Origin of the sequence: Gardnerella sp. DNF01144, from assembly GCF_049244245.1 — a bacterium.
Taxonomy (GTDB): Bacteria; Actinomycetota; Actinomycetes; order Actinomycetales; family Bifidobacteriaceae; genus Bifidobacterium; species Bifidobacterium piotii.
Window position 1 is genome coordinate 405396 of record NZ_CP058390.1, and the last position, 24237, is coordinate 429632.

Annotated in this window: 20 protein-coding genes; 8 read left to right on the top strand and 12 right to left on the bottom strand. The window is 39.6% G+C overall.

What is annotated here, in order from left to right; translation table 11 throughout:
• Positions 1-32 precede the first annotated feature (32 nt).
• The 10 genes from purB to HXT36_RS01590 all read right to left on the bottom strand — a co-directional run bounded on the left by purB (position 33) and on the right by HXT36_RS01590 (position 9919).
• Positions 33-1475 carry an adenylosuccinate lyase gene (gene purB, locus HXT36_RS01545; protein ID WP_421779027.1) on the bottom strand — a complete coding sequence of 481 codons (1443 nt, stop codon included), beginning with the start codon at positions 1473-1475 and terminating at the stop codon, positions 33-35.
• 62 nt (positions 1476-1537) lie between these two features.
• On the bottom strand, positions 1538-3145 hold the full coding sequence (locus tag HXT36_RS01550) for an esterase/lipase family protein (RefSeq protein ID WP_421779029.1): 1608 nt from the start codon (positions 3143-3145) through the stop codon (positions 1538-1540).
• Entirely contained in the window at positions 3145-3396 is a 252-nt protein-coding gene (locus tag HXT36_RS01555; RefSeq protein ID WP_116285874.1) for a hypothetical protein, read from the bottom strand. Before HXT36_RS01555 ends, HXT36_RS01550 begins: the two co-directional genes overlap by 1 nt.
• Positions 3397-3538: 142 nt before the next feature.
• Entirely contained in the window at positions 3539-4192 is a 654-nt protein-coding gene (locus HXT36_RS01560) for a DUF6466 family protein (protein ID WP_116438466.1), read from the bottom strand.
• Positions 4159-5196, bottom strand: coding sequence for a vWA domain-containing protein (locus HXT36_RS01565; protein WP_421779032.1), 1038 nt, complete (start codon positions 5194-5196; stop codon positions 4159-4161). The genes HXT36_RS01560 and HXT36_RS01565 overlap by 34 nt, the downstream gene beginning before the upstream one ends.
• Positions 5193-6332, bottom strand: coding sequence for a VWA domain-containing protein (locus tag HXT36_RS01570; RefSeq protein ID WP_252863499.1), 1140 nt, complete (start codon positions 6330-6332; stop codon positions 5193-5195). The genes HXT36_RS01565 and HXT36_RS01570 overlap by 4 nt, the downstream gene beginning before the upstream one ends.
• Before the next feature lie 92 nt (positions 6333-6424).
• The gene (locus HXT36_RS01575; RefSeq protein WP_116438464.1) at positions 6425-6973 is read right to left on the bottom strand and encodes a hypothetical protein; all 549 of its coding nucleotides are present in this window, start codon (positions 6971-6973) and stop codon (positions 6425-6427) included.
• Positions 6974-6991: 18 nt separating this feature from the next.
• On the bottom strand, positions 6992-8008 hold the full coding sequence (locus tag HXT36_RS01580; protein ID WP_421779034.1) for a DUF58 domain-containing protein: 1017 nt from the start codon (positions 8006-8008) through the stop codon (positions 6992-6994).
• Positions 8005-9141: an AAA family ATPase gene (locus HXT36_RS01585; RefSeq protein ID WP_016791921.1), complete on the bottom strand. Its 1137-nt coding sequence runs from the start codon at positions 9139-9141 to the stop codon at positions 8005-8007. The genes HXT36_RS01580 and HXT36_RS01585 overlap by 4 nt, the downstream gene beginning before the upstream one ends.
• A gap of 76 nt (positions 9142-9217) precedes the next feature.
• Entirely contained in the window at positions 9218-9919 is a 702-nt protein-coding gene (locus tag HXT36_RS01590) for a uracil-DNA glycosylase (protein WP_016635797.1), read from the bottom strand.
• Positions 9920-10052: 133 nt separating this feature from the next.
• On the opposite strand from HXT36_RS01590, the gene HXT36_RS01595 reads away from it, so the two are divergent.
• Together HXT36_RS01595 and groL are read left to right on the top strand one after the other, a co-directional pair.
• Positions 10053-10733 (top strand): LytR C-terminal domain-containing protein, encoded by a 681-nt coding sequence (locus HXT36_RS01595; protein ID WP_004133213.1) that lies wholly within the window; start codon positions 10053-10055, stop codon positions 10731-10733.
• A 323-nt stretch (positions 10734-11056) separates the two neighbouring features.
• Positions 11057-12682, top strand: a complete 1626-nt coding sequence (gene groL, locus HXT36_RS01600; RefSeq protein ID WP_004133211.1) for a chaperonin GroEL — start codon at positions 11057-11059, stop codon at positions 12680-12682.
• Positions 12683-12796: 114 nt separating this feature from the next.
• On the opposite strand, the gene HXT36_RS01605 is transcribed toward groL, so the two are convergent.
• Positions 12797-13090 (bottom strand): WXG100 family type VII secretion target, encoded by a 294-nt coding sequence (locus HXT36_RS01605; protein WP_016791927.1) that lies wholly within the window; start codon positions 13088-13090, stop codon positions 12797-12799.
• Between the two features lie 159 nt (positions 13091-13249).
• Between HXT36_RS01605 and HXT36_RS01610 the strand changes: the two genes are divergently transcribed.
• The 6 genes from HXT36_RS01610 (at position 13250) to HXT36_RS01635 (ending at position 21405) form a co-directional block, all read left to right on the top strand.
• Positions 13250-13984 (top strand): TPM domain-containing protein, encoded by a 735-nt coding sequence (locus tag HXT36_RS01610; protein ID WP_421779038.1) that lies wholly within the window; start codon positions 13250-13252, stop codon positions 13982-13984.
• A gap of 60 nt (positions 13985-14044) precedes the next feature.
• Positions 14045-14785, top strand: a complete 741-nt coding sequence (locus HXT36_RS01615; protein ID WP_004130734.1) for a response regulator transcription factor — start codon at positions 14045-14047, stop codon at positions 14783-14785.
• Between the two features lie 2 nt (positions 14786-14787).
• Positions 14788-16800 (top strand): sensor histidine kinase, encoded by a 2013-nt coding sequence (locus HXT36_RS01620; protein WP_421779040.1) that lies wholly within the window; start codon positions 14788-14790, stop codon positions 16798-16800.
• Between the two features lie 137 nt (positions 16801-16937).
• Complete coding sequence (locus tag HXT36_RS01625) at positions 16938-17327, top strand: cold-shock protein (protein ID WP_016635790.1); 390 nt, start codon at positions 16938-16940, stop codon at positions 17325-17327.
• Between the two features lie 18 nt (positions 17328-17345).
• Positions 17346-18725 carry a DUF3027 domain-containing protein gene (locus HXT36_RS01630; RefSeq protein ID WP_421779042.1) on the top strand — a complete coding sequence of 460 codons (1380 nt, stop codon included), beginning with the start codon at positions 17346-17348 and terminating at the stop codon, positions 18723-18725.
• 82 nt (positions 18726-18807) lie between these two features.
• A complete protein-coding gene (locus tag HXT36_RS01635; protein WP_421779044.1) occupies positions 18808-21405 on the top strand; it encodes an ATP-dependent Clp protease ATP-binding subunit in 2598 nt (865 codons plus the stop codon).
• A 60-nt stretch (positions 21406-21465) separates the two neighbouring features.
• Here HXT36_RS01635 and HXT36_RS01640 read toward each other — a convergent pair whose 3' ends face one another.
• A complete protein-coding gene (locus tag HXT36_RS01640) occupies positions 21466-24237 on the bottom strand; it encodes a bifunctional lysylphosphatidylglycerol flippase/synthetase MprF (protein WP_421779046.1) in 2772 nt (923 codons plus the stop codon).

The window sequence follows — 24237 nt, forward strand, 5'->3', positions numbered from 1 at the left end:
ATTAATGTTTAATAAGTTATTGAACAAAATAGTTATTGAATAAAATCCACCAAACGTGATGCAATTCCAGTATAAGATTCTGGAGTAAGATTTTTTAGCCTATTTGCAGTCTGAGCATCGAAGTTTCTAGAAGATATAAAATCTTCAACATCTTGTCTAGAAATACTATGACCACGCATAAGCTCTTTAACTTGCTCGTACGGCTTTTCCATTCCTTCTACGCCAGCAATTTCTTGAGCGCGCATAGCAGTTTGGATTGGCTCTCCAAGAACTTCCCAATTGTTGTTAAGCTCTTCGCTCATCATTTGCGTGTTTGGATGAATTGACTTTAAGCCGCCAAGAAGATTGTTCAAAGCAAGAAGAGCATAGCCAAATGCGGATCCAACGTTTCTTTGAGTAGTGGAATCTGTTAAATCGCGCTGCCATCGGCTCTCGGTAAGTGTTGCACAAAGAGTGTCGAAAAGTGCGCAAGAAATCTCTAGATTTGCTTCCGCGTTTTCGAATCGAATAGGGTTCACTTTATGAGGCATTGTGGAGGATCCAGTGGCACCTTTAACAGGAACTTGCACAAAAACGCCGCGAGAAATGTACATCCACACGTCTACAGCAAGATTGTGAAGAATGTGATTAATGTGACTTACAGTGCTATAAAGTTCCGCTTGCCAATCGTGGCTTTCGATTTGCGTTGTAAGAGGATTAAAGCAAAGACCCATTCTGTTTTCTACGAATTCTTTAGAAACGCTAAGCCAATCAACATTAGGGAAAGCAGCAAGATGAGCGCCAAAAGTTCCAGTAGCGCCATTTATTTTTCCAAGATACTCTTGGCAGTTAAGGTGTTTTAGCTGGCGATTTAGCCTATAAACAAACACAGCAAGCTCTTTACCTAAAGTTGTAGGAGTTGCAGGCTGGCCGTGAGTAAGCGATAGCATTGGCATATCTCTATACTCTTGCGCTTTTTGAGTTAAGTAATCAACAATAGCTTTCAAATTTGGCCTATACACGTTTTCAACAGCGTTTTTTACGCAACGAGCTATAGAAAGATTGTTTATATCTTCGCTTGTGCAAGCAAAATGAACCAATGTTTTAAGATTGCTAAGCTGGGTTTTATGCCCTAATACTTGTTCTGCTTTGTCTAACTCGTCGTCAATATAGTATTCAACAGCTTTAACGTCGTGATGTGTAACAGCTTCGTGAGATGCATGGCGTTTTATGCCTTCTGCTCCAAAGTTTTCTGGGATTGCGCGCAAATAATCGCATTCCTCGTCTGTTAAAGGCTTTACGCCATCTACAATCGTCTTAAAATCGTTTCCCTTATAACCGTTTGCTAGAAGAATCATCCATTCAACTTCTACACGCATGCGCTCGCGGTTTAATGCTGGTTCGCTTAAATATTCTACAAGGCTTGCGGTTTGGTTGTGGTATCTTCCATCTAGAGGAGTCAAAGCAATAGCAGGGCAAATATCAGTAAGCTTCATACTCTAAAGGTTACAGCATGGCAAAAACTACTAAGTTTTGAGCGTTGCTATTTTACTTTGCATTAGTGTTGCATAACACCTTGCCACAATGTTGTTTCTTCTAATTTTCCGCTTAATATCTTATTAAAATGTGATTCTTGAGTTCTAATTTCTTTAGACGCAAGTTGGTGAGCATCCGCATATGCTGCTTGATGATAGTTCAAATCGTGTGTGAGTGTTCCTTCTTCTGGTACATTTTTTACTAATATTCCGTCTTTTTCAAAGATATTTTTTGTGTTGCGATTTGTGTTGCCAATCTTATTACGATTTTGTTTAGAGACATTTTCCTCATCTTCTTCTTTTCTTTTAATTCGATTAGCACTTTTACTTGCAATTGCGTGAATCGTAACCCAATTATTTCTGCTCGGATTACTTGCTCCGTCTAGTGTTGGAACTAGCTCGTCTTCCATTTCTATACTCGTAACCCAAGTTTTGCTTGGAATTGCGTGGTTTGCTATTGGAGACCCAGCAGTTACAACATGTTTTATGTTGTATTGTTTTGAATAGTCGCTAGCAATTCCTGCAGCAACTATTCCTCCTTGAGAATGTCCAACAAGAACAACATTGTCGTTCGCTTTAATTCCGCTCTTTTTCATAGCTTCTACAACCATTCTTGTGCTGTCTGCGTTCATTCTTACGCTTCTAGAACTGCTCATAACCTCTGCATTTTGAGGCCATCCAAAAGGAGACTTTGGTTTACCGTCGGTCCCAGGTATTGTAACAAGCCAAGACGTGCTACCGTCTTTTTGTCTAAAACGTTGAATTGCGATTGTTGCAGCATCTGGATTTGTTTTTGGAGGATGCACCGAAAGATTTCCGCTAGAAAGGCTGTTAAGATTTTCAATCGCTTGACCAATATTGTTTCCCTTATAGAGAAATATTTTAGATTGTGCGTTTTTAGGCAAAACTAATTTTGTTACTTTAAGATTGTTTCCTTGGTTTGCATCGTTGATTTTTGAGCTAAACATGCTTAATGCGCTTGCAAAAGTGGAAACTGGCGCTTTTGAATGTTTTACATCGTTCTTTTCTTGAATGCTAGAAAAAAGACGAATAGGGATTCCAGTTACGGGGTTTATTAGAAAATGTTTAGAAAAGCCTCTAATAAATCCTTGCTGAATTGGTACTGTTGCATGGCTCCATTTAGAAAAGTTTTTCATACCACTTTTTTGAGTCATGTCTAAAAGTGCGCTGAATCCTACGCTTGCAAAGAATGGCACTGCTGCAATAGGGAAGATTGTAGTTCCAATAGACACAAGGTTATCTAAGGTTTCTCTATTCTTGTATTCTGCTTGAGAATATAAGTTATTTGCTCTGACTATTAGAGTTGCTAATTCACTAAGACTGTTAGACATTGATTCGCATTGGCTTGACTTTATTCTGCATTCGTTAGAATCAGGCAAGTTTTGCAAAGCATGTTGATTAATGTTTTCGCTAAAACAGTTGTTTTGGTTTTGTACAAGAGCTGCTTTTTGGCTTTCGATTTGCATTGCAGTTTGCATCCAACAGGCGCTTAGCGAATGAAAATCGTTTGATAGTTCACTAAGTCTTGCAGCTTTTGTTCTATACGCGTTAGAATCATCAACACTAAGAGGTTCTCCGCCAGTTATTGTAGATTTTACTCTCCAAGGCATTATTTACCCCCAAAGTTTAGCATCGATCTAAAAGTAGAATTAGCGTTAATAAAATCACCGTCAACAAAACTAGTGTTAACGCAGCTGATTTGGCATGCTTCTCTAGCAGTTTTAGCCATCTGTTCGTTAAACGCGTTTGCGGCTCTTCCGTGCCAGTCTTTAAGCGTGTTTGAGTGTGCTTCGCTAAGCACGCTGTTAGAGCATTGTTCTGTTCTTTCTAACAGCCACTGGTAGTCGTTAAATATGTGCATACAAACATTACACACAATGTTTTTCAAATAGTCACGAAAATTCTTGCAATGTGGTTAAAGGCTATAAGCCTTGAAATATAAGGTTTTTTGCGTTTTAAGTCGTTTTTTTTTTAACGAATTTTATCGCAAATTTTAGCGCGACCTACCAAGGCTTATTACTTGAGTCTTCTTTTTTAGAAGACTTAGTTTTTTCATTCTTGTTTGATTCGTCTTTAGTGGAATCATCGCTATTTTGATTTGATTGATTTTGCGAATTTTGGCTAGAATCGCTTTGATTATTTTGCTTTAGCAAGTCTTGAATTTTACTTTTTTGCGAATCGCTTAAGCTGGATTTGTTGGATTTTTCTTGCGCTTTATTAGTCATATTTTTGCGATTATTTTGGCTTGTTTGCGCATTAGAATCCGTATCTTTTTTATCTTGGTTAAGTTGCTTTTGCAAGCTTTTAGTAAGCTCTTTAGATATTATTGCGTTATGATTAATGCTTTTTAATAAGTGCGGCATTAAAATCGTGTAAGGCGATTTTGCTTCGTTAAATTGGTCATCAACCTGTTTTTGAGACACAACCAACGTTTCTTTATCTGCATCAACTTTTTTCGATGCATTTATGTTGTTTATAAGACTTTTTGTAGCAGCGTTATACGTTGATTCTGCTTTAAGATTAGTTGCAATTAAATAGATTGAAACCATGCATAAAAATATAACAATAGAAGATATTGCAATAATAGAAAATCTTAGGAATGACTTAGGTGTGATTTTGCTAATCATATAAGCTTCCTCGATTTTGTAATCCAGCATGCCAATTCCCAAAGAATTAATACACTTGCAAGAATAGCAAACGGCCAAACGATTGGCTCTGGCCTAAGTCTTGGCTTAACAGTGTTGTTTTGTCTCCATTGTTTAGAAAGAATCTGCTTTGCTTCTACGCCAATAGAATGATCTTTACTGGAATCAATATATTTTCCACTAAGCTCGTCTGCAATATTCTTAAGATTTTTTGAATCCATTTTAGAAATTCCAGGCTTTTTTGTAGAAGGGTCAATAACCCATTTTTCAGACTGTTTTATAGAAGAATCAGTTACGTTAATATTGTCTAAATTATCTAACTTAGTGCTTTTATTTGGTATTTTTCCTCCATTTTTAGAGCCAACACCAATTACGTAGGCATGATTTATGTAGCCGCGCAAAGATGAGAATGTTCTGCGCTTTCTGCTAGTAGTTTCTTCGCCATCGCTAATCAAGTACAAAACAGTAACATCTTGCGGATGAGCGTTGTGAATTGCTTGAGCGGCAAGAAGAGTCTTATCTAAAGGCGCGTCTAAGCTCGTTCCGTTTGAAACTCCAACAGGCTCTGTGTTAATGGTGTTAACCCAATTTTCAATGGCATTTGCGTCTGGAGTTAGTGGAACGTCAACACTAGAAGACGCTCCAAATCTTATTGCACTAAAGCTCGCATTTGCGTAATTACTCGTCACTTGCTTTATTATTTGCTTTGCGCTGTTAAACCTAGTAGTGCGATTGTTATTTAAGTCTTTAGAATCATTAACGTTCATAGAGCCAGTAACGTCTAAAACAAATATTACGTTTGTAGCGTTAAGAGAGCGTTGAAAAGTGCTTTTCATAATGCATGGGCATAATGCGCAAATCGCAAGCAAAACGCATATTAAAACTCTGCGAATACGCATATAAATAGTTTCATCTGTGTTATAAGAGTTGCGTTTTAGTGGGAAAATCTCAAATAGTGCTAAAATGGCAAGAATTGCAATTAAGATTAACGAAATCCAACTAAAATATATTCTCATCGTTTTATCCTTCTTGCAAAAATAAGCCAAAGAGACACAAAAATAACCGCTAAAATTGTTGCAATACTAGGGTCATCGCTTAAAGCTGATTGAGATGAATCATTTGGAATACTCGTATGTTGCTGCTCGATTTTACGAACCAAAGCCATTACAGAATCAGCGTTATGTTGCGTTAAGAAAATACCTCCGTTTTGAGTAATTAGATCACGCATTTGCTTAGTGGTTGCCTCGTTTTCGCTTTGAGCAGACCCAGAATACAATCCATCAACTTGAATATTCGCTTGTTTTGTTAAATCCAAAGCTGCTTTAAGCGAATAAGACGGCTTTCCAGAAACAACATTGTCTGTTGCTAAAACAATAGAAGCACTGCGATTAAGGCGATTATGAGGCTTTTTAGAATTGTTAGAAGAGCCGTACACAACTCCAGGAATCATTGCAGCACAACTAACAAGACCATCTCCGATTAAAGATGTTGCTTCTTTTCGATTTTGAGTTCCATCAAGCCATGTAGAAATTTGCTGATATTGCTTTTGTTGCATATTGTCGATTTTGTCTTGCGTTTGAACTCCATCCAAGAGTTTAGAAGCGTATTGCAATTGCTTTTTAACAAGCGAATAATCGTCTGTTAGTGGAAAAACAGTTCTAGATGTTGAGTTAAAAATACTCAAGCCAATGCGCTCGCCTTGAAAATGCTCAACAAATTTTAAGTAAGCGTTAATAACTTCTAAATCGTAGGGAAGAGTGGATCCAGAAACGTCTAAGCAAAGCACAATATCTCTAGAACTCGATTGCTCGTTTGCGTCTAAAACTCTAGAAGGCCTTGCGCTAAGAATTAGCGTGCATAAAAGAGCAAGAGAAAGCATTAAGGCGCATGTTCTTCGCAAAATATTCCATAATCGCCATCTTCTTGAGCATATGCTTCCTTTAAGGTCTTCGTCTAAAGAAAAAGACGTTAAAAAGCTTGTTTCTAATGTTTTGGAAGATTTAATTTTGTAGTTTTTAGAATTACGTTTTTTAATCTCACTTATTGCAAACGCCAATATTGCAACGATTACGCTTATTAAAACGCCAAAAACAAAGATTAGCGGCCATTTTAATCGCATTGAAAATAGTGTTGAAGCAAATATTTTGCTCATTTCTAAATTAGGTATTGCAAAATTAGGTATTGCAAAATTATGTATTGACAAATTATGCATTGCAAAAGTGCATGTGCTTAAAGTGGAGAATGTCATCTTTTATTCTCCTTTGGCTTGTTCTCCTTTGTTTTCCAACTTTCCAGAAGAACAAGAACCCACCTTGCGCCTTGATCAACATCCGTATTTTTAGCTTGATTATTATATTTAGTATCTGCAAATTCAGTAGGGTATAGTGCTGCAATAGTTTGGCGCAATAAGTCTGCTCCATGCGTGTTCTTCCAAGAGTTTCTAAGCGAGCTTATGTCTGAAAGAGTATGTGATTTAATGTTTTCGCCACTGATTATCGAAACATATTGTCTTGCAATTTGAGCTAATTTTGCAAAAGCTTGATCTTTTTTAATCTTTTTTTGATTATAGTCGCTAACAACTTGCTCGATTTTTTTACGCCATTCTTGCTTATTTGCATTTAGAGTATGCGCAGCATTCTTTATATCTTTTTTAGTATTAACTTTAGGATTGATTTTGCATATAGCAAAGTAGAGCGTTGCGCTTGCAAAAAGTGCCACTATTATGCTTAAGCCAATAAAAGCAAGTAGCATTGTTTCGTCGTTTAGAACCTTTTGAACATTAAGAATACTCACTGATTACACCAACCCAAACTACTCTAAGAGTAAATCTTGATTCTTCTTAACATTAAAAACGCTATTTTGCAAAGTTGCGTTGCAAATAAATTTAGCTAAAGAATGGAATATTTGGCTGCTGGAAGATCCTCGTATAAGGCAAGCCTTATAAGTGTTTAAGCAATCATGCAAAGCGTTGTTTACAAATGCTCTATGTGCTTTTACCTCTTTAGTGCATGAATCATCTATTAAAAACGCTGGTATTTTGCGCATAGTTGTTCCATCAACTATTGGAATATTTTTAGACGTGCTAAATGGGTTTACAGGATTTATTGTTACAACTATTAAAGAATGTAAACTTGCGATTTTTTGCAAATCGTTAAAATGTTTTTGCAAAATAGCGTATTCGTCCGTAATTATTACGATCAAACTATGCTTTTGTGTAATAGAATTAGCAAAATCAATAATTGCATTTGTGTTTCTAGTCTTTTTGCGTGCGTTGCATAGTGAAATATCTAAGCTACGTTCAAAATCAGGAAGATTCCTGCAAGATGGGATTCTTAAAATATTATCTCCATCAAATAAAGCGCAATCAAGCGAATCGTTGCGTTTTAAGCTTAAAGACGCAAAAAAGCATGCTGTGTTAGAAGCAATCTCATACAAGTGCTCATTGCTTTTAGATGCGCAAGAAGCATTCATATTTACGCTAGAATCCACAAGAATCCAAGTTTTAGAAGAAGATTCGCGCTGCCTGGAAGAAACCATCGGCTCGCCAACTCTTGCGCTGGCTTTCCAATTAATCATTCTGGCTTCGTCTCCAGGCTGCCACGCGTGAACGTCTACTAAGTCGCCATTGCCAAATTTTTGACTAGAAGGATGTTCTCCTTCGAAAATGCTTAAAGATTTTTTTGCAAGTGGCAAATTTAGGCGATTGTCTAATACTTCGATTTTTCTTCTAACTTTTTTAGACGAATCGGAGCATAGTAAACTTCTTTTAGCATTATTAGTAAAAAAAGTTGGATGAGAATAAGCGTTAAGCAGTTTTGCAAAAATCATGGTGCAGGAACCGTCTTCACTATTGCATCAATAACTTGATCGCTAGTAATCGAATCCGCTAAAGCTTCAAAAGTCAAAAGAATTCTGTGTCTAAGAACTTCGTGAGCAAACTTTTTAACATCTTCTGGAATAACGTAATCTCTTCCAGAAAGCAAAGCTTGAGCTTGACCAATGCGGATCAAAGCAATAGAAGCTCTAGGGCTTGCTCCCATTCTAACTAGCGAAGAAATAGTTTTAAGAGGATGACTTCCTTGGCCTCTAGAAGTTGCAACAATATCTACAGCATACTTCATAACAGCTTCCGAAACATGCACTCGCTTAGCAGCTGCGCGCAAAAAAGTAACGTCTTGCAAACTTATTTTTTGACTATTAAGCGTTTGAGGATTAAAAACGTCGCTTCCTCTGTTTGTTAGAAGCTCCAACATGCTTACTTCTTCGCTAGGCGAAGGATAAGTCATAACTGCCTTAAGCATAAAACGATCCATTTGAGCTTCTGGAAGATTAAAAGTGCCTTCTTCTTCAATAGGATTTTGCGTAGCAATAACCATAAAAGGTTGAGGTAGATTAATGCGTTCTCCGCCGATTGTTGTTGCGCCTTCGGCCATTGCTTCTAGCATAGCGGATTGTGTTTTTGCGTTAGAACGATTGATTTCGTCTAGAAGAATCACGTTTGCGTGAATAGGGCCGATTTGTGTGGTAAATCTTTGAGAAGCAAAGTCAAAAACTTGTGTTCCAACTAAGTCTGCTGGCATTAAATCAGGAGTGCATTGAATTCGCTTAAAACTTCCAGACATGGCTGTTGCAAGAGTCTGCGCAGCAGTTGTTTTTGCAAGTCCTGGAACTGATTCAATAAGAATGTGGCCCCCAGCAATAAGCGTCAAAATAAGTGATTCTCTAAGTGAATCTTGGCCTACAAGTGTTTGCGTGAATCTGGAGCGAAGAATGGCAGCTATTTGCTGTGCTTTTTTAATGCTTTCGTTAGACACGCCTACAGATATTGGCTGATTTACTTCGTCTATTGTGCTAGAAGCAACGCCATTGGAAACGGGCGTGCGAGGTTGAGGTGGAAGAGTGAAAACACCAGTATTCGCGCTATTATTTTGACTATTTGGTTGTGGAGGGAATAATGCCATGCGTTTTATTTTAACCGATATGCGCTACCTTAGATTCTTTTAGTTTCTATTTTTGGCAAGTCTTTACTTGTTTTTTCTATAAACTCCAGTCAATTGGTGTTGTACCTAGAGATATTAATGCTTGATTTGCTCTAGAAAATGGCTTTGACCCAAAAAATCCTCTTGAAGCAGAAAGTGGGCTTGGATGAGGGGATTGAATAATTATTGCATTTGTAAGAAGAGGTGCTAGGCTTTGAGCGTTTCTGCCCCAAAGAATAGCCACAAGTGGAAGTGGTTTGCCATTAGCATCTTTACGATTATTTAATGCTGTTATTGCTGCATCTGTGATTTGTTCCCAACCTTTTCCTTGATGGCTATTAGCTTTTCCAGCTTCTACGCTAAGGCATCTGTTCAAAAGCATTACGCCTTGCTTAGTCCAAGGTGTTAAATCACCATTTTTAGGCATTGGAACATTTAAGTCGCTAACTAATTCTTTGTAAATATTAGTCAGACTTTTAGGTAAAGGTTTAACGCGAGCATCCACACAAAAACTAAGACCAACGGGGTGGCCTGGAGTAGGGTATGGGTCTTGACCAACAATAAGAACTTTTATTTGATTAAATGGAATAGTAAAAGCTCTAAGAATATTATGACTTTCTGGCAAAAATCGTCTTCCGCATGCCATCTCTTCGCGTAAGAAGTCTCCCATTTTGTGGATTTGCGGCTCAACTGGCTCAAGAGCATTTGCCCAATCTGGGTCTATTAGTTCGTGTAAAGATTTTCGCTGCTTAATATTCATGTTTATCAACTCTAAAACAAGGGTGATAAATCCAAAATCAAATATAAAAATAAATAAATTTTTTACGCTTTGTGCGCGGCATTCGCTAATATGGATTCATATTGTTTAGATAGTTTTTAGAAGGGATGCAATTATGGCGCATAAGCAGAACGTGTCGTTTACGCCAGATGCTTTTGATAATCCACCAGAAGGCCCTGTTGGTGTTCATCGCGGAAATCGCGCTTGGTATGCTGTATTGCTCCCATATGTAGTAGTCATAGCTGTAGCTGTTATTTTAGGCGTTTTTGCGTGGGCTATTATGTCTGGAGAAATCAACAATATTCGTTTGCCTTGGAGTGCAAATCAGTCAACAACTGCTAAGTCTTCTAACGTTAAGAGCGGTAAGATTGATGAGCACAAGAGCAAGTCTGATAATGCTAATGACGATTCAGACGAAGATAGAGATCCAGTAAAAGAAGATAAGTCAAACAAAACAGATAAAAATGATAATAGCTCTAAGGATTCTAAAGACAATAATGCAAGCGACTCAAATTCTTCTGAACAACCTATTAACAAGACTGTTCCAGTAAGAGTTGTTAACGCAACAAAGATTCAGGGTCATGCGGCTCAAGAAGCAGCAAAGCTTAAGCAAGCAGGCTATGCAAGCGTAGAAGCTGCAAATCCTTCTGGAAACGTTCCTGCTGATTCCGTTGTTTGGTATAAGGGAGACGAGAATCGATCTGCTGCTGAAGATATTGCTAAGACGCTTGGAATTAGCAATGTTGAGCCTGCAAATCAAATAGCAACCACTATTGTTGTTGTTTTGTGCAAGTAAATGTGCAATTAGATTGCATGTGTGCGATTGCATATGTGCGAGTGCATTAAATAAGTGACGCAACAAGTGATGTAATAAATTTGATTAATAAATAAATACTTAAATAGTCAATTGAAAAACTACAATAAGTGGCTTTTTGATTGGCTATTTTTGATTTTATACTATAGATTTTTTCTATAGATTTTTGATTATAGTTGGCACTCGGGCATGTAGAGTGCTAATCTTCATTTAGCACTCAGTTTAACGGTTTAGTCAACAGCTGACGGTTGATTAGCTAAAAGAAGCATGAGTGAGTGTCCATAGTTAATTTATGTGGAGGAATAATGGCAAAGATTATTGCCTATGAAGAGGATGCCCGCCAGGGTATGCTTGCTGGTCTTGATAAGCTTGCAAATACAGTAAAGGTCACTCTTGGACCAAAGGGTCGTAACGTAGTTCTAGATAAGTCTTACGGCGCTCCAACAATCACTAATGATGGCGTTTCAATCGCTAAAGAGATTGACCTTGAAGACCCATACGAGCGTATTGGTGCTGAATTAGTTAAGGAAGTTGCTAAGAAGACTGATGACGTTGCAGGCGATGGAACTACAACCGCTACCGTTTTGGCTCAGTCTTTAGTTCACGAAGGCTTAAAGAATGTTGTTGCAGGAAGCAATCCAATTGCTCTTCGCCGCGGCATTGAAAAAGCTTCCGAAGCAATTGTTAAGGAATTGCTTGCGTCTGCTAAAGATGTTGAAACAAAGGATCAAATCGCTGCTACTGCTACGATTTCTGCTGCCGACCCAGAAGTTGGCGAAAAGATTGCAGAAGCTCTAGATAAGGTTGGTCAAGACGGCGTTGTTACTGTTGAAGACAACAACAAGTTTGGTCTTGATTTGGACTTTACAGAAGGCATGCGCTTTGATAAGGGTTACATTTCTCCTTACTTTGTAACTAACGCAGAAGATCAGACTGCTGTTTTGGAAGATCCATACATTTTGCTCACTTCTGGCAAGGTTTCTAGCCAGCAAGACATTGTTCATGTTGCAGAACTTGTTATGAAGTCTGGTAAGCCATTGCTTATTATTGCGGAAGATGTTGATGGCGAAGCTTTGCCAACTCTTGTTCTTAACAAGATTCGTGGCACTTTCAACACTGTAGCTGTTAAGGCTCCAGGCTTTGGCGATCGTCGCAAGGCAATGTTGCAAGATATGGCAATTTTGACTGGCGCTCAGGTTGTTTCTGACGACCTTGGCTTAAAGCTTGATTCTATCGATGCATCTGTGTTTGGTCATGCATCTAAGGTGATTGTTTCTAAGGACGAAACAACTATCGTTTCTGGTGCTGGCTCTAAGGAAGACGTTGAGGCTCGTGTTGCTCAGATTCGCGGCGAAATCGAAAATACCGATTCCGATTACGATCGCGAAAAGCTTCAGGAGCGTCTTGCAAAGCTTGCTGGTGGAGTTGCCGTTATTAAGGTTGGCGCTGCTACAGAAGTAGAAGCCAAGGAGCGCAAGCATCGCATTGAAGATGCAGTGCGTAACGCTAAAGCTGCAATCGAAGAGGGCTTGCTCCCAGGTGGTGGCGTTGCTCTTGTTCAAGCTGCTGCAAAGGTTGAGAAGTCTGCCGAAGTCGCAAATCTTAAGGGCGAAGAAGCTACTGGCGCTGCAATCGTGTTCCGCGCTGTAGAAGCTCCAATCAAGCAGATTGCTCAAAATAGCGGTGTTTCTGGAGATGTTGTTCTTAACAAGGTTCGCGAGCTTCCAGAAGGCCAAGGCTTTAACGCTGCAACCAACGCTTACGAAGATTTGATGGCTGCTGGCGTTACCGACCCAGTTAAGGTAACTCGTTCTGCTCTACAGAATGCTGCTTCTATTGCTGGTTTGTTCTTAACAACCGAAGCTGTTGTTGCAAATAAGCCAGAAAAGCCAGCTGCAGCTCCTGCAGGCGGCGCAGAGATGGGCTACTAAATTAAATTAACTCTTTGATTGAGTCTGTTTAGTTATCAATACATGAGCGGTAAAGTTTTGACTTTGCCGCTCATGTTTGTTTTTGTTTTTGTTTTTGTGATTTGTGACTTTTGTTTAGTTCATTGCAAACAAGGAAGTTGCTTGTGTTTCTGTATCCATGTAAATGTTAGAAACATTTTGCATTGCAAGCTGAATTGCCTCTAGAGATTGCTCCATTTGTTGGTGTGCTGCACGCCATTGCCCAGCAGTTGTTGCAAACTGAGTTGCAGCAGGGCCGGTCCACACGCTTTGTAATTGCTGTAGATTTGCGTACATTCCATTTGTTGCATCTCGAATCGCATTAATCGAAGATCCGACTGCTGCGGCAGATTGCTGAATTTGCTCTGAGTCTACTCTAAATTGTGCCATTTTTTACTCCTTAATGCTTGTAAATGGATGTGTTTTCTATGTTTTTTTATTTCCGCGTTCTCTAATGCTTGTATAAAATAATGCTTGTATAAAAAGATGCGTCTAAAACTCAATTTTGCTATTGTTTCTTGTAATCTAAAAACACGGTATTATGAATATATGCCATTAAGCGATTATGACAAAGATTTTTTTACTAATGTGGTTAAAGGCTTATGCACACTTATAATGCTTGCGTTTTTAAGCCAAATTGCTTTATTTGCAAGCACTGCTTTTGCTGAAGATGAATCAAAAAATGGTGATTTAGCAAATAAAAGTTCTAATAATTATGGCATTGTTGCTACTGATTCAATTACAGATACGGAAAATCTTCTAGGGGATTCCGTTGCAAAAGTCTCTGATATGATTGCTAGCACAAAAAAGCAAACAGGCGTATCTGTGCGTCTTCTTTATTTAGCTAATTTTAGCGGCAGCAAAGACCCATCAAAGTGGGCTAGCGATTTATTAACAAGCACGAATCCACCTGCAAACACAGTTCTTCTAGCAGTTGCTACTCATGATGGAAGGCTTGTTGTTGCAGTTTCCCCTAATTCCGACGAATGGCTTAAAAGAAAAACAACAGTTGACTTATTGTCGGATGCAGCTTATAGACCATTAGTTAACGAGCAGGGTGCTGACTGGGCTAAGTCTGCGATTTTGCTTATGAAGCAGATTTCGAGAGCTAAAAAAACGGCTGTTACGCCTTCAACAAGTATTATTGCAACTATTGTTATGATTGTTGTTATTGCTGCATTGTTTGTAATTGTTGCGATTGTACTTTATAGAAGAAATTATGTGCTAAAGCAAGTTAAACTGGGTATTAGAAAAGCTAAGCGCAGGCACGCATCTAATAAATAAAATTATTTTTTCCAGGAAACACTCAGGAAACATTCAGCTTTATAAGTGATGCTAAACAGTATGGGTAAGAATGTAGAAGCATCTATTGTTGTGGTCGATGATGAACCTTCAATTCGTGAACTTTTGGTTGCATCGTTGCATTTTGCTGGATTTGACGTAGAAACCGCTGCTTCGGGATCGGAAGCAATCGAGGTTATAGAGCGCGTTCATCCAGATCTTATTGTTATGGACGTTATGTTGCCAGATATAGACGGTTTTACCGTTACAAGGCGAATCCGCCAAAATGGTGTAGTAGTGCCAGTTCTGTTTCTTACAGCTAGAGATGATACTCAAGATAAGATTATGGGCTTAACAGTTGGCGGAGACGACTACGTTACAAAGCCATTTAGTCTAGAAGAAGTAGTTGCTAGAATCCGAGCAATTTTGCGCAGAACTCAAGAGCCAGAAGAAGACACCCCTGTTGTGCGCGTTGCAGATTTAGAGATTAATGAGGACTCGCACGATGTTTCTAGAGCTGGAGTTCCAATCGAGCTAAGTCCTACGGAATACAAGCTTTTACATTACTTAATGGATAACGAAGGCAGAGTGTTGTCTAAAAGCCAGATTCTTAATCACGTTTGGCAATACGATTGGGGTGGAGACGCAGCAATCGTTGAATCCTATATTTCTTATCTTAGAAAGAAAATCGACGGTATTGAGATTAAGAATGACGACGGCTCTATAGAGAAAGTCGTTCCACTTATTGAAACTAAGCGCGGAATTGGTTACATGATTCGCGTACCAAAGGCAGGTCAAGCCTGATTATGAATAGTGGCAAGTCTGCGGAAGTCGCTATTTATAATCCCGAAGTTGCTAATGCAAATGCGGATTATAAAAGCAAAAACAATAATCCTAATAAAAAGCATAAAGCAGCAAAATGGATACGTAAACATCTAGATGCAATACCGTTAAGCACTCGATTAGTGGCATGTACGCTTGTAGTTTTAACTATTGCAGCATTTTGCATATCTTTGTCGATTAGGCAGCTAGTTGGAAGCTATTTGCTAGATAAAACCGATGCTCAGTTGGCAGATCAGGCTCAGCTTATTTACGACAATATTGATTTGCTTAGAAAAAAGGATTCAAAAGAGCCAACTGTTGGTCCAAACGATTACTTCTTGCAAATTCGAGATACTAATAACAAAATTATTACAACGCCTTTGGTTCCTCCGCTTAAAGGAGACGTTGTTTCTATGCCAACGCTGCCGGAAGATGGCGAAATCAATAGCGTTGTTATAAAAAGAAAGCCGTTTACATCTCCAGCTGTGGTTCATGGAGACATTAAAAGTGTTGATGAAGCAACTGCAAAGGTTGCTCAGTCGCCGTGGCGCGTGTTAGTTCTTACATGGGGTAATCGCAGTGGCTACAACTCCGAAATGCACGTTAGAGGTTACGTTTATATAGCGCTTTCGTTAAGCGATCAAATGGATACGCTAAACACTCTTACGCGCTATTGTTTAATGGTTAGTATAACTGTTATTTTGCTTGGTGCAGTTTTGTCTGCTTTGATCATTCAATCGACTCTTGTTCCGCTAAAAAGAATAGAAAAAACAGCTTCTAAAATTGCTTCTGGAGATTTAAGCAGACGAGTTCCATCTGCTCCAGAAAACACAGAAGTTGGGTCTTTGGCAGCAAGCTTAAATTCAATGCTTTCTAGAATTGAGCAAGGCTTTAACGATCAAGAAGCAATGACAGAAAAAATGAAACGTTTTGTTTCGGATGCAAGTCATGAGCTTAGAACTCCTTTAGCTGCGATTCACGGTTATGCAGAATTGTATTACATGTGGAGAGGTGTTGCTGGTCAGCAAGATAAGGCAGATGATTCAATTGCTCACATTAAGGCTTCTAGCGAGAGAATGACAGAGCTTGTTGAAGATTTGCTTTCGCTAGCGAGATTTGATGAGGGGCGAGGAATCAATGTTTCTCAAACTGTTAATGTGACTCCTATTCTTAAAGATGCTGCTAATGACCTGCGCGCGCTTGATCAAGTTAGAGTTGTTCAGCAAGGAACATTGTATTTAGCAGACGACTTAAAGTTAATGGATTGCTCTAAGCCTACAAATTGCAATCTTGATAGAAAGTTTATTTTTACTCCAGGCTCGCTTCCTAACGTTACTATAAAGGGCGATGGAGCAAGGTTGCGTCAAGTTCTTACTAATATTGTTGGCAACATTCATCGTTATACTCCAAGTGATTCTCCTGTAGAAATCGGAATGGGAATTTTTAAAGCTTCGATTACTCCAGAAGCTTTGCAAAAAATGAGCTCTGTTTCTAAGTCTCTTAAGGATTTTTTGGAGGCTGCAGAAGTTAGCCAATCAACAGGTGCTGGCAGCTCTTACGTTGTTATAAGGGTTGTTGATCACGGTCCTGGAGTTCCAGAAGAATCGTTGCCTCATATTTTTGAGCGTTTCTACATTGCTGATCCTTCTAGAGCCAGGGAAAAGGGCGGTACAGGCTTGGGCATGTCTATTGCGCAATCTGTTGTTAAAGCTCATCGCGGTTTGATTTGCGCAACAACGTCTTGTGCGTATAGAACTAGTGAAGATAATTTTGCTACAGATATTTCTGCAGATATAACATTGAATGGAGATGAATCTTCGGATTCTAAGCCTCATGGTTTAACTCTTACAGTTGTATTACCAAATGTTATTATTGACGATAGTAGTGATAGCAGTGATAGTAGCGATAGTACAAACAAAGAAAATAATGTAGATAAATCAAATAAAATGCTTACAAGTGGCTCTATTAGTGGTGTTGAAAATAACAAGACTGTTTAGACTGTAGGTTATTTAGATTATTTAGGTTGTTCTAGATTCATGCGCTACAATTAGAAAAGTGTGAATCTGTAGAGTTATGTGGATGTAGTAGAATTGATGATTCGCATAAAGTTTAGTGAATTTGAGTGAGGTGTGTTATGCCCAACGGGCGCGTTCGTTGGTATGATTCCCAAAAGGGATATGGCTTTATAGTAGATGAAGACGGCAAAGATGTATTTTTGCCTTCTTCTGCATTGCCATCGTCAATAAAAGAATTGCGTAAAGGTACGCGTGTGGAATTTTCTGTTGTAGAAGGACGCAAAGGCCCGCAAGCAATGGGACTTACACTCGTAGCTTCTGCTCCTTCGCTTGTAAAGGCTACAAGGCCAAAAGCAGAAGATATGGCTGCAATCGTAGAAGACCTTATTAAGCTTTTAGACTCTGCTGGCAACGGCTTGCGTAGACGCCATTATCCATCTAGTGCAGAATCTAAAAAGCTCGCGCACTTGTTGCGTGCTGTGGCAGATAATTTTGACGTACAAGATTAATAGTTAACAGGATTTTTTATGGAAGATGAAGTAATAAATCCGCAGGAGCTTGCTTATGAAGTTGCTGTGGAAACTTCGGAGCGCAAAAACGCTGTAGGCGATTTTGTAGGCAAAATGGATCTTGGTAGCAATGTTACTGATTTCCGTTTTGCTTGCACTATGCTTGGCTATGAAGGCTGGCAATGGTCGGTAACGCTGTATCATGATGAAGATGCTGGTCGTTGGACTGTTAATGAATCTAGTCTTGCTCCAACTGAAGATTCGTTACTTCCTCCTCCTTGGGTTCCTTGGAAAGATAGACTTAGGCCTACGGATCTTTCGGTTATGGATTCAATAGGCACTGCAGAAGATGACTCCAGGCTTGAAGATGGAGTTAAGCTTGATGGTATTCAAGAAAATGATGCATCTGAAGACGGTTCGCAATGCGCTAAAGATAGTGAAAACACTAATAACGATGCAAATAGCGAGAATAGCGAGAATATCGCGGATAGTTCAGATAGTTCGGATAGCAAAAGCGCATATAATACAGATAAAGCGAGTGCAGAAGATGACTCCAGGCTTGAAGATGGAGTTAAGCTTGATGGTATTCAAGAAAATGATGCATCTGAAGACGGTTCGCAATGCGCTAAAGATAGTGAAAACACTAATAACGATGCAAATAGCGAGAATAGCGAGAATATCGCGGATAGTTCAGATAGTTCGGATAGCAAAAGCGCATATAATACAGATAAAGCGAGTGCAGAAGATGATGAAAATCTTGAGAATGGGGAGTCAAAAGAAGATTTTGAAGATGCTGTTGAAACTTTCCGCTTAACTCGAAAAAGAGTTATGACTGCTCAAGCTATAGCTCAAACTGCAAAAAGATGGTATGCGGGTCAACATGGGCCAAAGTCGCTTTCTACTAAGATTGCAGATGGAAAAGCTTGCTCGTCATGTGGATTTATGATTCCTCTTGCGGGAAGTCTTGGAAACATGTTTGGAGTTTGCGCAAATATGTGGAGCCCAGACGATGGGCGAGTAGTTGCGCTTGATCATGGATGCGGAGAACATTCCGAAATAGCGCCTCCTGAGCCATCGCAGCTTTGGGTTCAATCAGAGCCTGCTTATGACGATTATCACATTGAGATTGTTCCTCAAACACCTAGAGAGGAACGTGCAGATGTTGAGCTTATAGAAGAAGCGATTGAAGATAGCAAAGAAAATCGCAAATCAAGGCGTAAGCGCGTTTTGGATGAAAATAATCAAGATAGTAAAGAGCATGATGACGATGGTTTGCGCAACGAGGATGATTTGCACAATGAAGATGTTGCAGAATCAAAAAGCAGTGCACAAATCGTAGATAGTGCAGAATCTGAAGATAATTTTGACTCAAATAATAATCCGCGCTCAAATGATTAGTCCCATGGATTCTATAGAGAGCATTGCTCTAGAGTCATGGCAACTCGTTACCATGGAACAAGGATAAAAACGGAAGGCAATTATGTTTGAACGGTTCACTGACCGCGCTCGGCGTGTTATTGTGCTAGCGCAAGAAGAAGCGCGCGCTCTTCAGCATAACTACATTGGTACTGAGCATATTCTTTTAGGCCTTATTAGAGAAGGTGAAGGAATAGCAGCAAAAGCTTTGAGTGCAAAAGGCGTAGATTTAGACGGTACTCGCAAACAAGTAAAAGAGATGATTGGAACGGGTACTGTTTCGCCTAATGGCCACATACCTTTTACTCCGCATGCTAAGCAAGTGCTTGAGCTTAGTTTGCGTGAAGCTTTGCAACTTGGTCATAGTTATATTGGTACTGAGCATATTCTTTTAGGCCTTATTAGAGAAGGCGAAGGCGTTGGCACACAAGTGCTTATTAAAATGGAGGTTGATTTAGGCGATCTTCGTAGCACGGCAATGGATTTGATTCGTGGCAATTCTGGCATTCCAGCAGACGGTCAAGGCGCAGAACTTGCAAATGCTGGGGGAGTTCAAGATAAACGCAATCAGTCTGGTTCTGCTCTTTTAGATCAGTTTGGAAGAAATCTTACTAACGAAGCTCAACAAGGCAAGCTTGATCCTGTTATTGGACGCTCTAAAGAAATCGAGCGCGTTATGGTTGTGCTTTCTCGTAGAACAAAGAATAATCCTGTTCTTATTGGCGATCCAGGCGTTGGTAAAACAGCTGTTGTAGAAGGTCTTGCGCAAAAGATTGTTGCTGGAGACGTTCCAGAAACATTAAAAGGTAAGCAAGTTTATTCCCTAGATCTTGGCTCAATGGTTGCAGGATCTCGTTACCGCGGCGATTTTGAAGAGCGCTTAAAGAAGGTGCTTAAAGAGATTAAGACTCGCGGAGATATTGTTCTGTTTATTGACGAGATTCACACTATTGTTGGAGCGGGCGCTGCTGATGGCGCTTTGGGCGCTTCCGATATGCTTAAGCCTATGCTTGCGCGCGGTGAGATGCAAACGATTGGTGCTACAACTACAGATGAGTATAGAAAGTATATTGAAAAGGATGCGGCTTTGGAACGCAGATTCCAGCCGATTCAGGTTCAAGAGCCTTCTATTGCAGAAACAATCGAAATTCTAAAGGGCTTGCGTGCTCGCTACGAGAATCATCATCATGTAACTATTACGGATGGTGCTTTGCAATCTGCAGCCGAAATGTCTGCTAGATACATTCAAGATCGCAATTTGCCAGATAAGGCAATTGACTTGATTGACGAAGCTGGTGCTCGATTGCGAATTAAGCGCTTAACAGAGCCTTCAGAGCTTAAAGAACTTGATTCTAAGATTTCTAAGCTTTCCGATAAAAAAGACGAAGCTATTAAGAATCAAGATTTTGAAAAAGCTGCCGACTTGCGAGATGAGCAAGAGAAGCTTGAAGAAGATCGCAAGACTAAAGAGCAAGCTTGGCGCGAAGGCGAATCCAATGTGAATATGGTTGTAGACGAAGATGTGATTGCATCTGTTGTTTCTAATACAACTGGTATTCCTGTTGTTAAGCTTACTCAAGCAGAGTCTAAAAAGCTTCTTGGCATGGAAGCAGAACTTCATAAGCGCATTATTGGTCAAGATGAGGCTGTTTGTGCGCTTTCTCGCTCGATTCGTCGTGCTCGAGTGGGTTTGAAGGATCCAAAGCGTCCTGCTGGCTCGTTTATTTTTGCTGGCCCTACTGGTGTTGGTAAAACGGAGCTTGCTAAGACTTTGGCTCAGTTCCTGTTTGACGACGACGATGCGCTTATTCGCGTAGATATGTCGGAGTTTGCAGAAAAGTATGCAGCTTCGCGTCTTTTTGGTGCTCCTCCAGGCTATGTTGGCTACGAGGAAGGTGGCGAGCTTACAGAGAAGGTTCGTAGAAAGCCATTCTCTGTGGTTTTGTTCGACGAGATTGAGAAGGCACATCCAGATATTTTCAACACATTGTTGCAAGTTTTGGATGATGGCCACTTAACAGATGGTCAAGGGCGAAAAGTCGATTTTAAGAACACGATTATTATCTTGACTACGAATCTTGGTACTCGAGATATTGCTAAGGCAGCAAACACAGGATTTAGCCTTGGCAATAACGCGGATGCGTCTTATCAGCGTATGAAGGATCAAGTTAATTCCGAGCTTAAGCGTCAATTCCGCCCAGAGTTCCTTAACCGCTTAGACGATACTATTGTGTTCCGTCAGCTTACTGAGCCAGAGGTTCGTCAAATTGTTGACTTAGATGTTAAGCGTTTGAACGACCGCTTGTTTGAGCGTCATATGGCTTTGGAGCTTACAGATGAAGCTAAGAATCTTCTTGCGCAAAAGGGCTTTGACCCACTTCTTGGAGCAAGGCCATTGCGTAGAGTTATTCAGCGAGACATCGAGGATGCTATTAGCGAGAAGATTTTGCTTGGCGATTTAACAGACGGCGAATGCGTTGAGGTGGATGCCGAAGGCGAAGGGTTGCTTGGAGAATTTATTTTCCGCGGTAAGAAGTTTGATTCCGCATGCAGCGACTCTAAGTCGGCAGAATCCACTGATTCCAATGATTCTTCCGAATCAACCGAGTCAGCTAAATCAGACGAATCTGATTCCGCTTCAAAAGTTGAATCGGAGTCTTAGTTGCACAATTAAGATTTCTATTAAAACTATTAATGAACTTAATCTCCGTTAATATGCAAGCTATAGCACGCAAATTAACGGAGATTTTTTTTGATTTGCGTCTTTCTTAAGTGTTTTTAGCATTTCTAAAATTTGCTTAGGATTAGTTTCTGGCAAATAGGAGCTTGTAACAGCTAGCGATATTTGCGCAAGCTTTGCAGAATCCAGATAGCATATGTACACAGGACTATTGGTTGGTTGGAACTTTTTCTTAAAGAAGTACAACGACTTAAATCCGTATGCTGGTTCCAAAATGTCGGACATCATCTCTAGAGCATGAACAATAATCTCGTTGGACTCATGGTGGTTTACGCTATTTTGCGCATGTTCTACGCCATCATTATCATTATTTTCTATATCGTCCTTGTTATTAACAGTGTTCGCTTCACTTTGCAAAGAAGTTGAAGTACTAGAATCGTTTGAGTCGCAAATATCTGTTATTCCAGCAAGAGGAGCAGCAGAAAGACTCATAAATTCCACAGCAGATTCTGGATTCTCAAGTCCTTCATCTCTTAAGCGTTCCGCCATTCTTGCAATAAGCAATTCCATAATTCCATTAGGACTATCCGTACGGTGCCTCATAAAATCAAGAGTCCACCCTATTACGCGATTGTTGCTATAAGTAGGCATCCAGCTCGTAACGCCAAGAACCTTGCCATTATTGTCAATTGCATACAAAATTTTTACTCGAGGATCGTGCAATTCTTCTAATCCGCCAAGAGTGAACTTCATCTCTGGAAGAGATTTAAGCTCTGCCCACTCTTCCGAAATCTCAATAATCTGTTGTTGAATTTCCCACGGAGCATCATTGTATGTGCTAAGAACATCTATTATTCCATCGCGTTTTGCTTTGTTTATAGCGGTACGAATATCTTGCCACTTTTTGCCACGAGTTTGCCACTCTTTAGGGTAAACAAGCATATCGCTTCCAACTTTAATAGACATAAAACCAAGAGATTCCAGGTTTTTGCGGTCTTCCTCGTGCACGGCATAGAAAGCTGGAGACCAAGAGTTTTGCTCGCAAAGTTGAATAAACACTTTCAAATCATTCTTATATTCTGTTTTATCTCCAAAAGGCCCTGTTAATGTTAAAGCAATTCCGTACTTAAGCCTATATGCTATTGCGGAGCGTTCCGTGTTGGAGAACCAATAGTGATTGTCTGGCCAAGTAGTCATAAAGCTCATTGTGTCTCCGCCAAAATGAACTAATTGACTTGCTTTTTTACGATCTTCTTCGTTAATAGTGACTTTGTTCTTAAACCACATAAGGCAAACAACAAAAAGAACAATCCAAAGAAGAACTCCAACGCATTGAGCAATAGCAGAAGCAAGTGTAGTTAATGGCATAAGCATTGCGTTAGATCTTGTTCCAAATCCCATAGGCATCCAACGTCCTGGAAGGTCACGGAGTAAATGATGCAAGTCTGCTGCAGGCTTAAACTCATTTGGAGCAATTAATCCAAAGCAAACATATCCTATTCCAGTAGAAAATAGTGCAAGAACAATTGCAACTAAGCCAATTCTGCGTTCAAACTTATCGCTATGATTTGGAAAATGCTTTATGTTTATAAACAATAGAATTGCGATTAATAGTGGAGGCAGAGCAGTGAGCATAAACGCTATAGAAGTTGCATTATTCTTGTGGAAAATCATAGCTTGCTTAGCTGCTATTAATGGCAAAATCGCAAAATACATAGTTGCATAAACTGCAGTAAGTCCATTAATTGTTATAGCGGCATAAGCTGCAAGTCTTCTTCCGCGTAAAAGTCCCCAAGATATAATCATTAAAGTAACAATAGGCAAAAGAATACGAATCCAAAGACCGCCAATTGTTGCGTGTTGCAATCCAGAATGAAGCAAACAGCTGCTAGAACTATAATTCGATATGCATCTTGCAAGCCAAGGTTTTGTGCCCATTTGTGGAGACATAAACAAGCCAAGAGTTGTTAGTATTCCAGCGTGAGATCTTGAAGACAATGCAAGAACAGGGCCTAACGCCATAATAAGTTGCGCTATTGAAAAAAGACGCCTAATTTCGTAGTCTGTTCCATGCCACCAGCTTGCGCTTTTAGCAGTATTAGTTTTGTTGTTCTTGTTCATTGCATTGCCAATAATATGGCCACAAATCGCTGCAAAAATCGTGCAATAATCCCCAGGATTTCCACTATAAAGAAGCATTGCAGATGTTATTGAATAGCCCAAAACAAGCATTCGTCTACGCCACAAGATTGATTCGCATGTTGCTGCAGACATAAACGCGCCAACAAAAAGAGTAAAAGGCGAAAGCCTAATTGGTATTCTAGTAATCCAATGCATATTGCGAATAATCGCAGAAAGATTGCCAATTAGTGTTAGCCCTAGCAAAGTTCCAATAAGCGTGCTAGATACAGAAACAAAAAGCAAACGCATTTTTCCAATTCTTGTTTCTGCTAATCCGATTAAAACCAAAGAAAGAATAGCGTTAACAGCTAAAGACGGAAAACTGTTTACAAAGAAAAGCGAGTGGAACAGTTTAAGCAAAAGTTGAGGAACGTTTCTATGGCCAAAAAGGAATGGGGAGCCAATTTTTGGCTTATGGTACGAGAAAAACTGTGCAAGAGTAGCGTTTGTACCGTAAGTGTAAATGTGCATTACGGTACGGAAAATCCAATGTACAAGGTTTATAAGCAAAAATACAAGCGTGATTTTTACTGCAAGAACTCGTTGAGACAGCCAGATTCTAACATCATTACTTAGTATAGATAAATGATGTTTTGCTGTTGACTTGTGATTTTTTGATAAAAAGTTTGGCAT

Excerpts from the sequence above, each read along its gene's own strand:
- HXT36_RS01555 (WP_116285874.1), bottom strand. The coding sequence starts at position 3,396 with ATGCACATATTTAACGACTACCAGTGGCTGTTAGAAAGAACAGAACAA.
- HXT36_RS01585 (WP_016791921.1), bottom strand. The coding sequence starts at position 9,141 with ATGGCATTATTCCCTCCACAACCAAATAGTCAAAATAATAGCGCGAAT.
- HXT36_RS01615 (WP_004130734.1), top strand. The coding sequence starts at position 14,045 with ATGGGTAAGAATGTAGAAGCATCTATTGTTGTGGTCGATGATGAACCT.
- HXT36_RS01580 (WP_421779034.1), bottom strand. The coding sequence starts at position 8,008 with ATGATTTTTGCAAAACTGCTTAACGCTTATTCTCATCCAACTTTTTTT.
- HXT36_RS01620 (WP_421779040.1), top strand. The coding sequence starts at position 14,788 with ATGAATAGTGGCAAGTCTGCGGAAGTCGCTATTTATAATCCCGAAGTT.
- HXT36_RS01635 (WP_421779044.1), top strand. The coding sequence starts at position 18,808 with ATGTTTGAACGGTTCACTGACCGCGCTCGGCGTGTTATTGTGCTAGCG.
- HXT36_RS01610 (WP_421779038.1), top strand. The coding sequence starts at position 13,250 with ATGCCATTAAGCGATTATGACAAAGATTTTTTTACTAATGTGGTTAAA.
- HXT36_RS01605 (WP_016791927.1), bottom strand. The coding sequence starts at position 13,090 with ATGGCACAATTTAGAGTAGACTCAGAGCAAATTCAGCAATCTGCCGCA.
- HXT36_RS01630 (WP_421779042.1), top strand. The coding sequence starts at position 17,346 with ATGGAAGATGAAGTAATAAATCCGCAGGAGCTTGCTTATGAAGTTGCT.
- HXT36_RS01565 (WP_421779032.1), bottom strand. The coding sequence starts at position 5,196 with ATGAGAATATATTTTAGTTGGATTTCGTTAATCTTAATTGCAATTCTT.
- purB (WP_421779027.1), bottom strand. The coding sequence starts at position 1,475 with ATGAAGCTTACTGATATTTGCCCTGCTATTGCTTTGACTCCTCTAGAT.
- HXT36_RS01550 (WP_421779029.1), bottom strand. The coding sequence starts at position 3,145 with ATGCCTTGGAGAGTAAAATCTACAATAACTGGCGGAGAACCTCTTAGT.
- HXT36_RS01625 (WP_016635790.1), top strand. The coding sequence starts at position 16,938 with ATGCCCAACGGGCGCGTTCGTTGGTATGATTCCCAAAAGGGATATGGC.
- HXT36_RS01595 (WP_004133213.1), top strand. The coding sequence starts at position 10,053 with ATGGCGCATAAGCAGAACGTGTCGTTTACGCCAGATGCTTTTGATAAT.
- groL (WP_004133211.1), top strand. The coding sequence starts at position 11,057 with ATGGCAAAGATTATTGCCTATGAAGAGGATGCCCGCCAGGGTATGCTT.
- HXT36_RS01570 (WP_252863499.1), bottom strand. The coding sequence starts at position 6,332 with ATGAGCAAAATATTTGCTTCAACACTATTTTCAATGCGATTAAAATGG.
- HXT36_RS01640 (WP_421779046.1), bottom strand. The coding sequence starts at position 24,237 with ATGCCAAACTTTTTATCAAAAAATCACAAGTCAACAGCAAAACATCAT.
- HXT36_RS01590 (WP_016635797.1), bottom strand. The coding sequence starts at position 9,919 with ATGAATATTAAGCAGCGAAAATCTTTACACGAACTAATAGACCCAGAT.
- HXT36_RS01560 (WP_116438466.1), bottom strand. The coding sequence starts at position 4,192 with ATGCTGGATTACAAAATCGAGGAAGCTTATATGATTAGCAAAATCACA.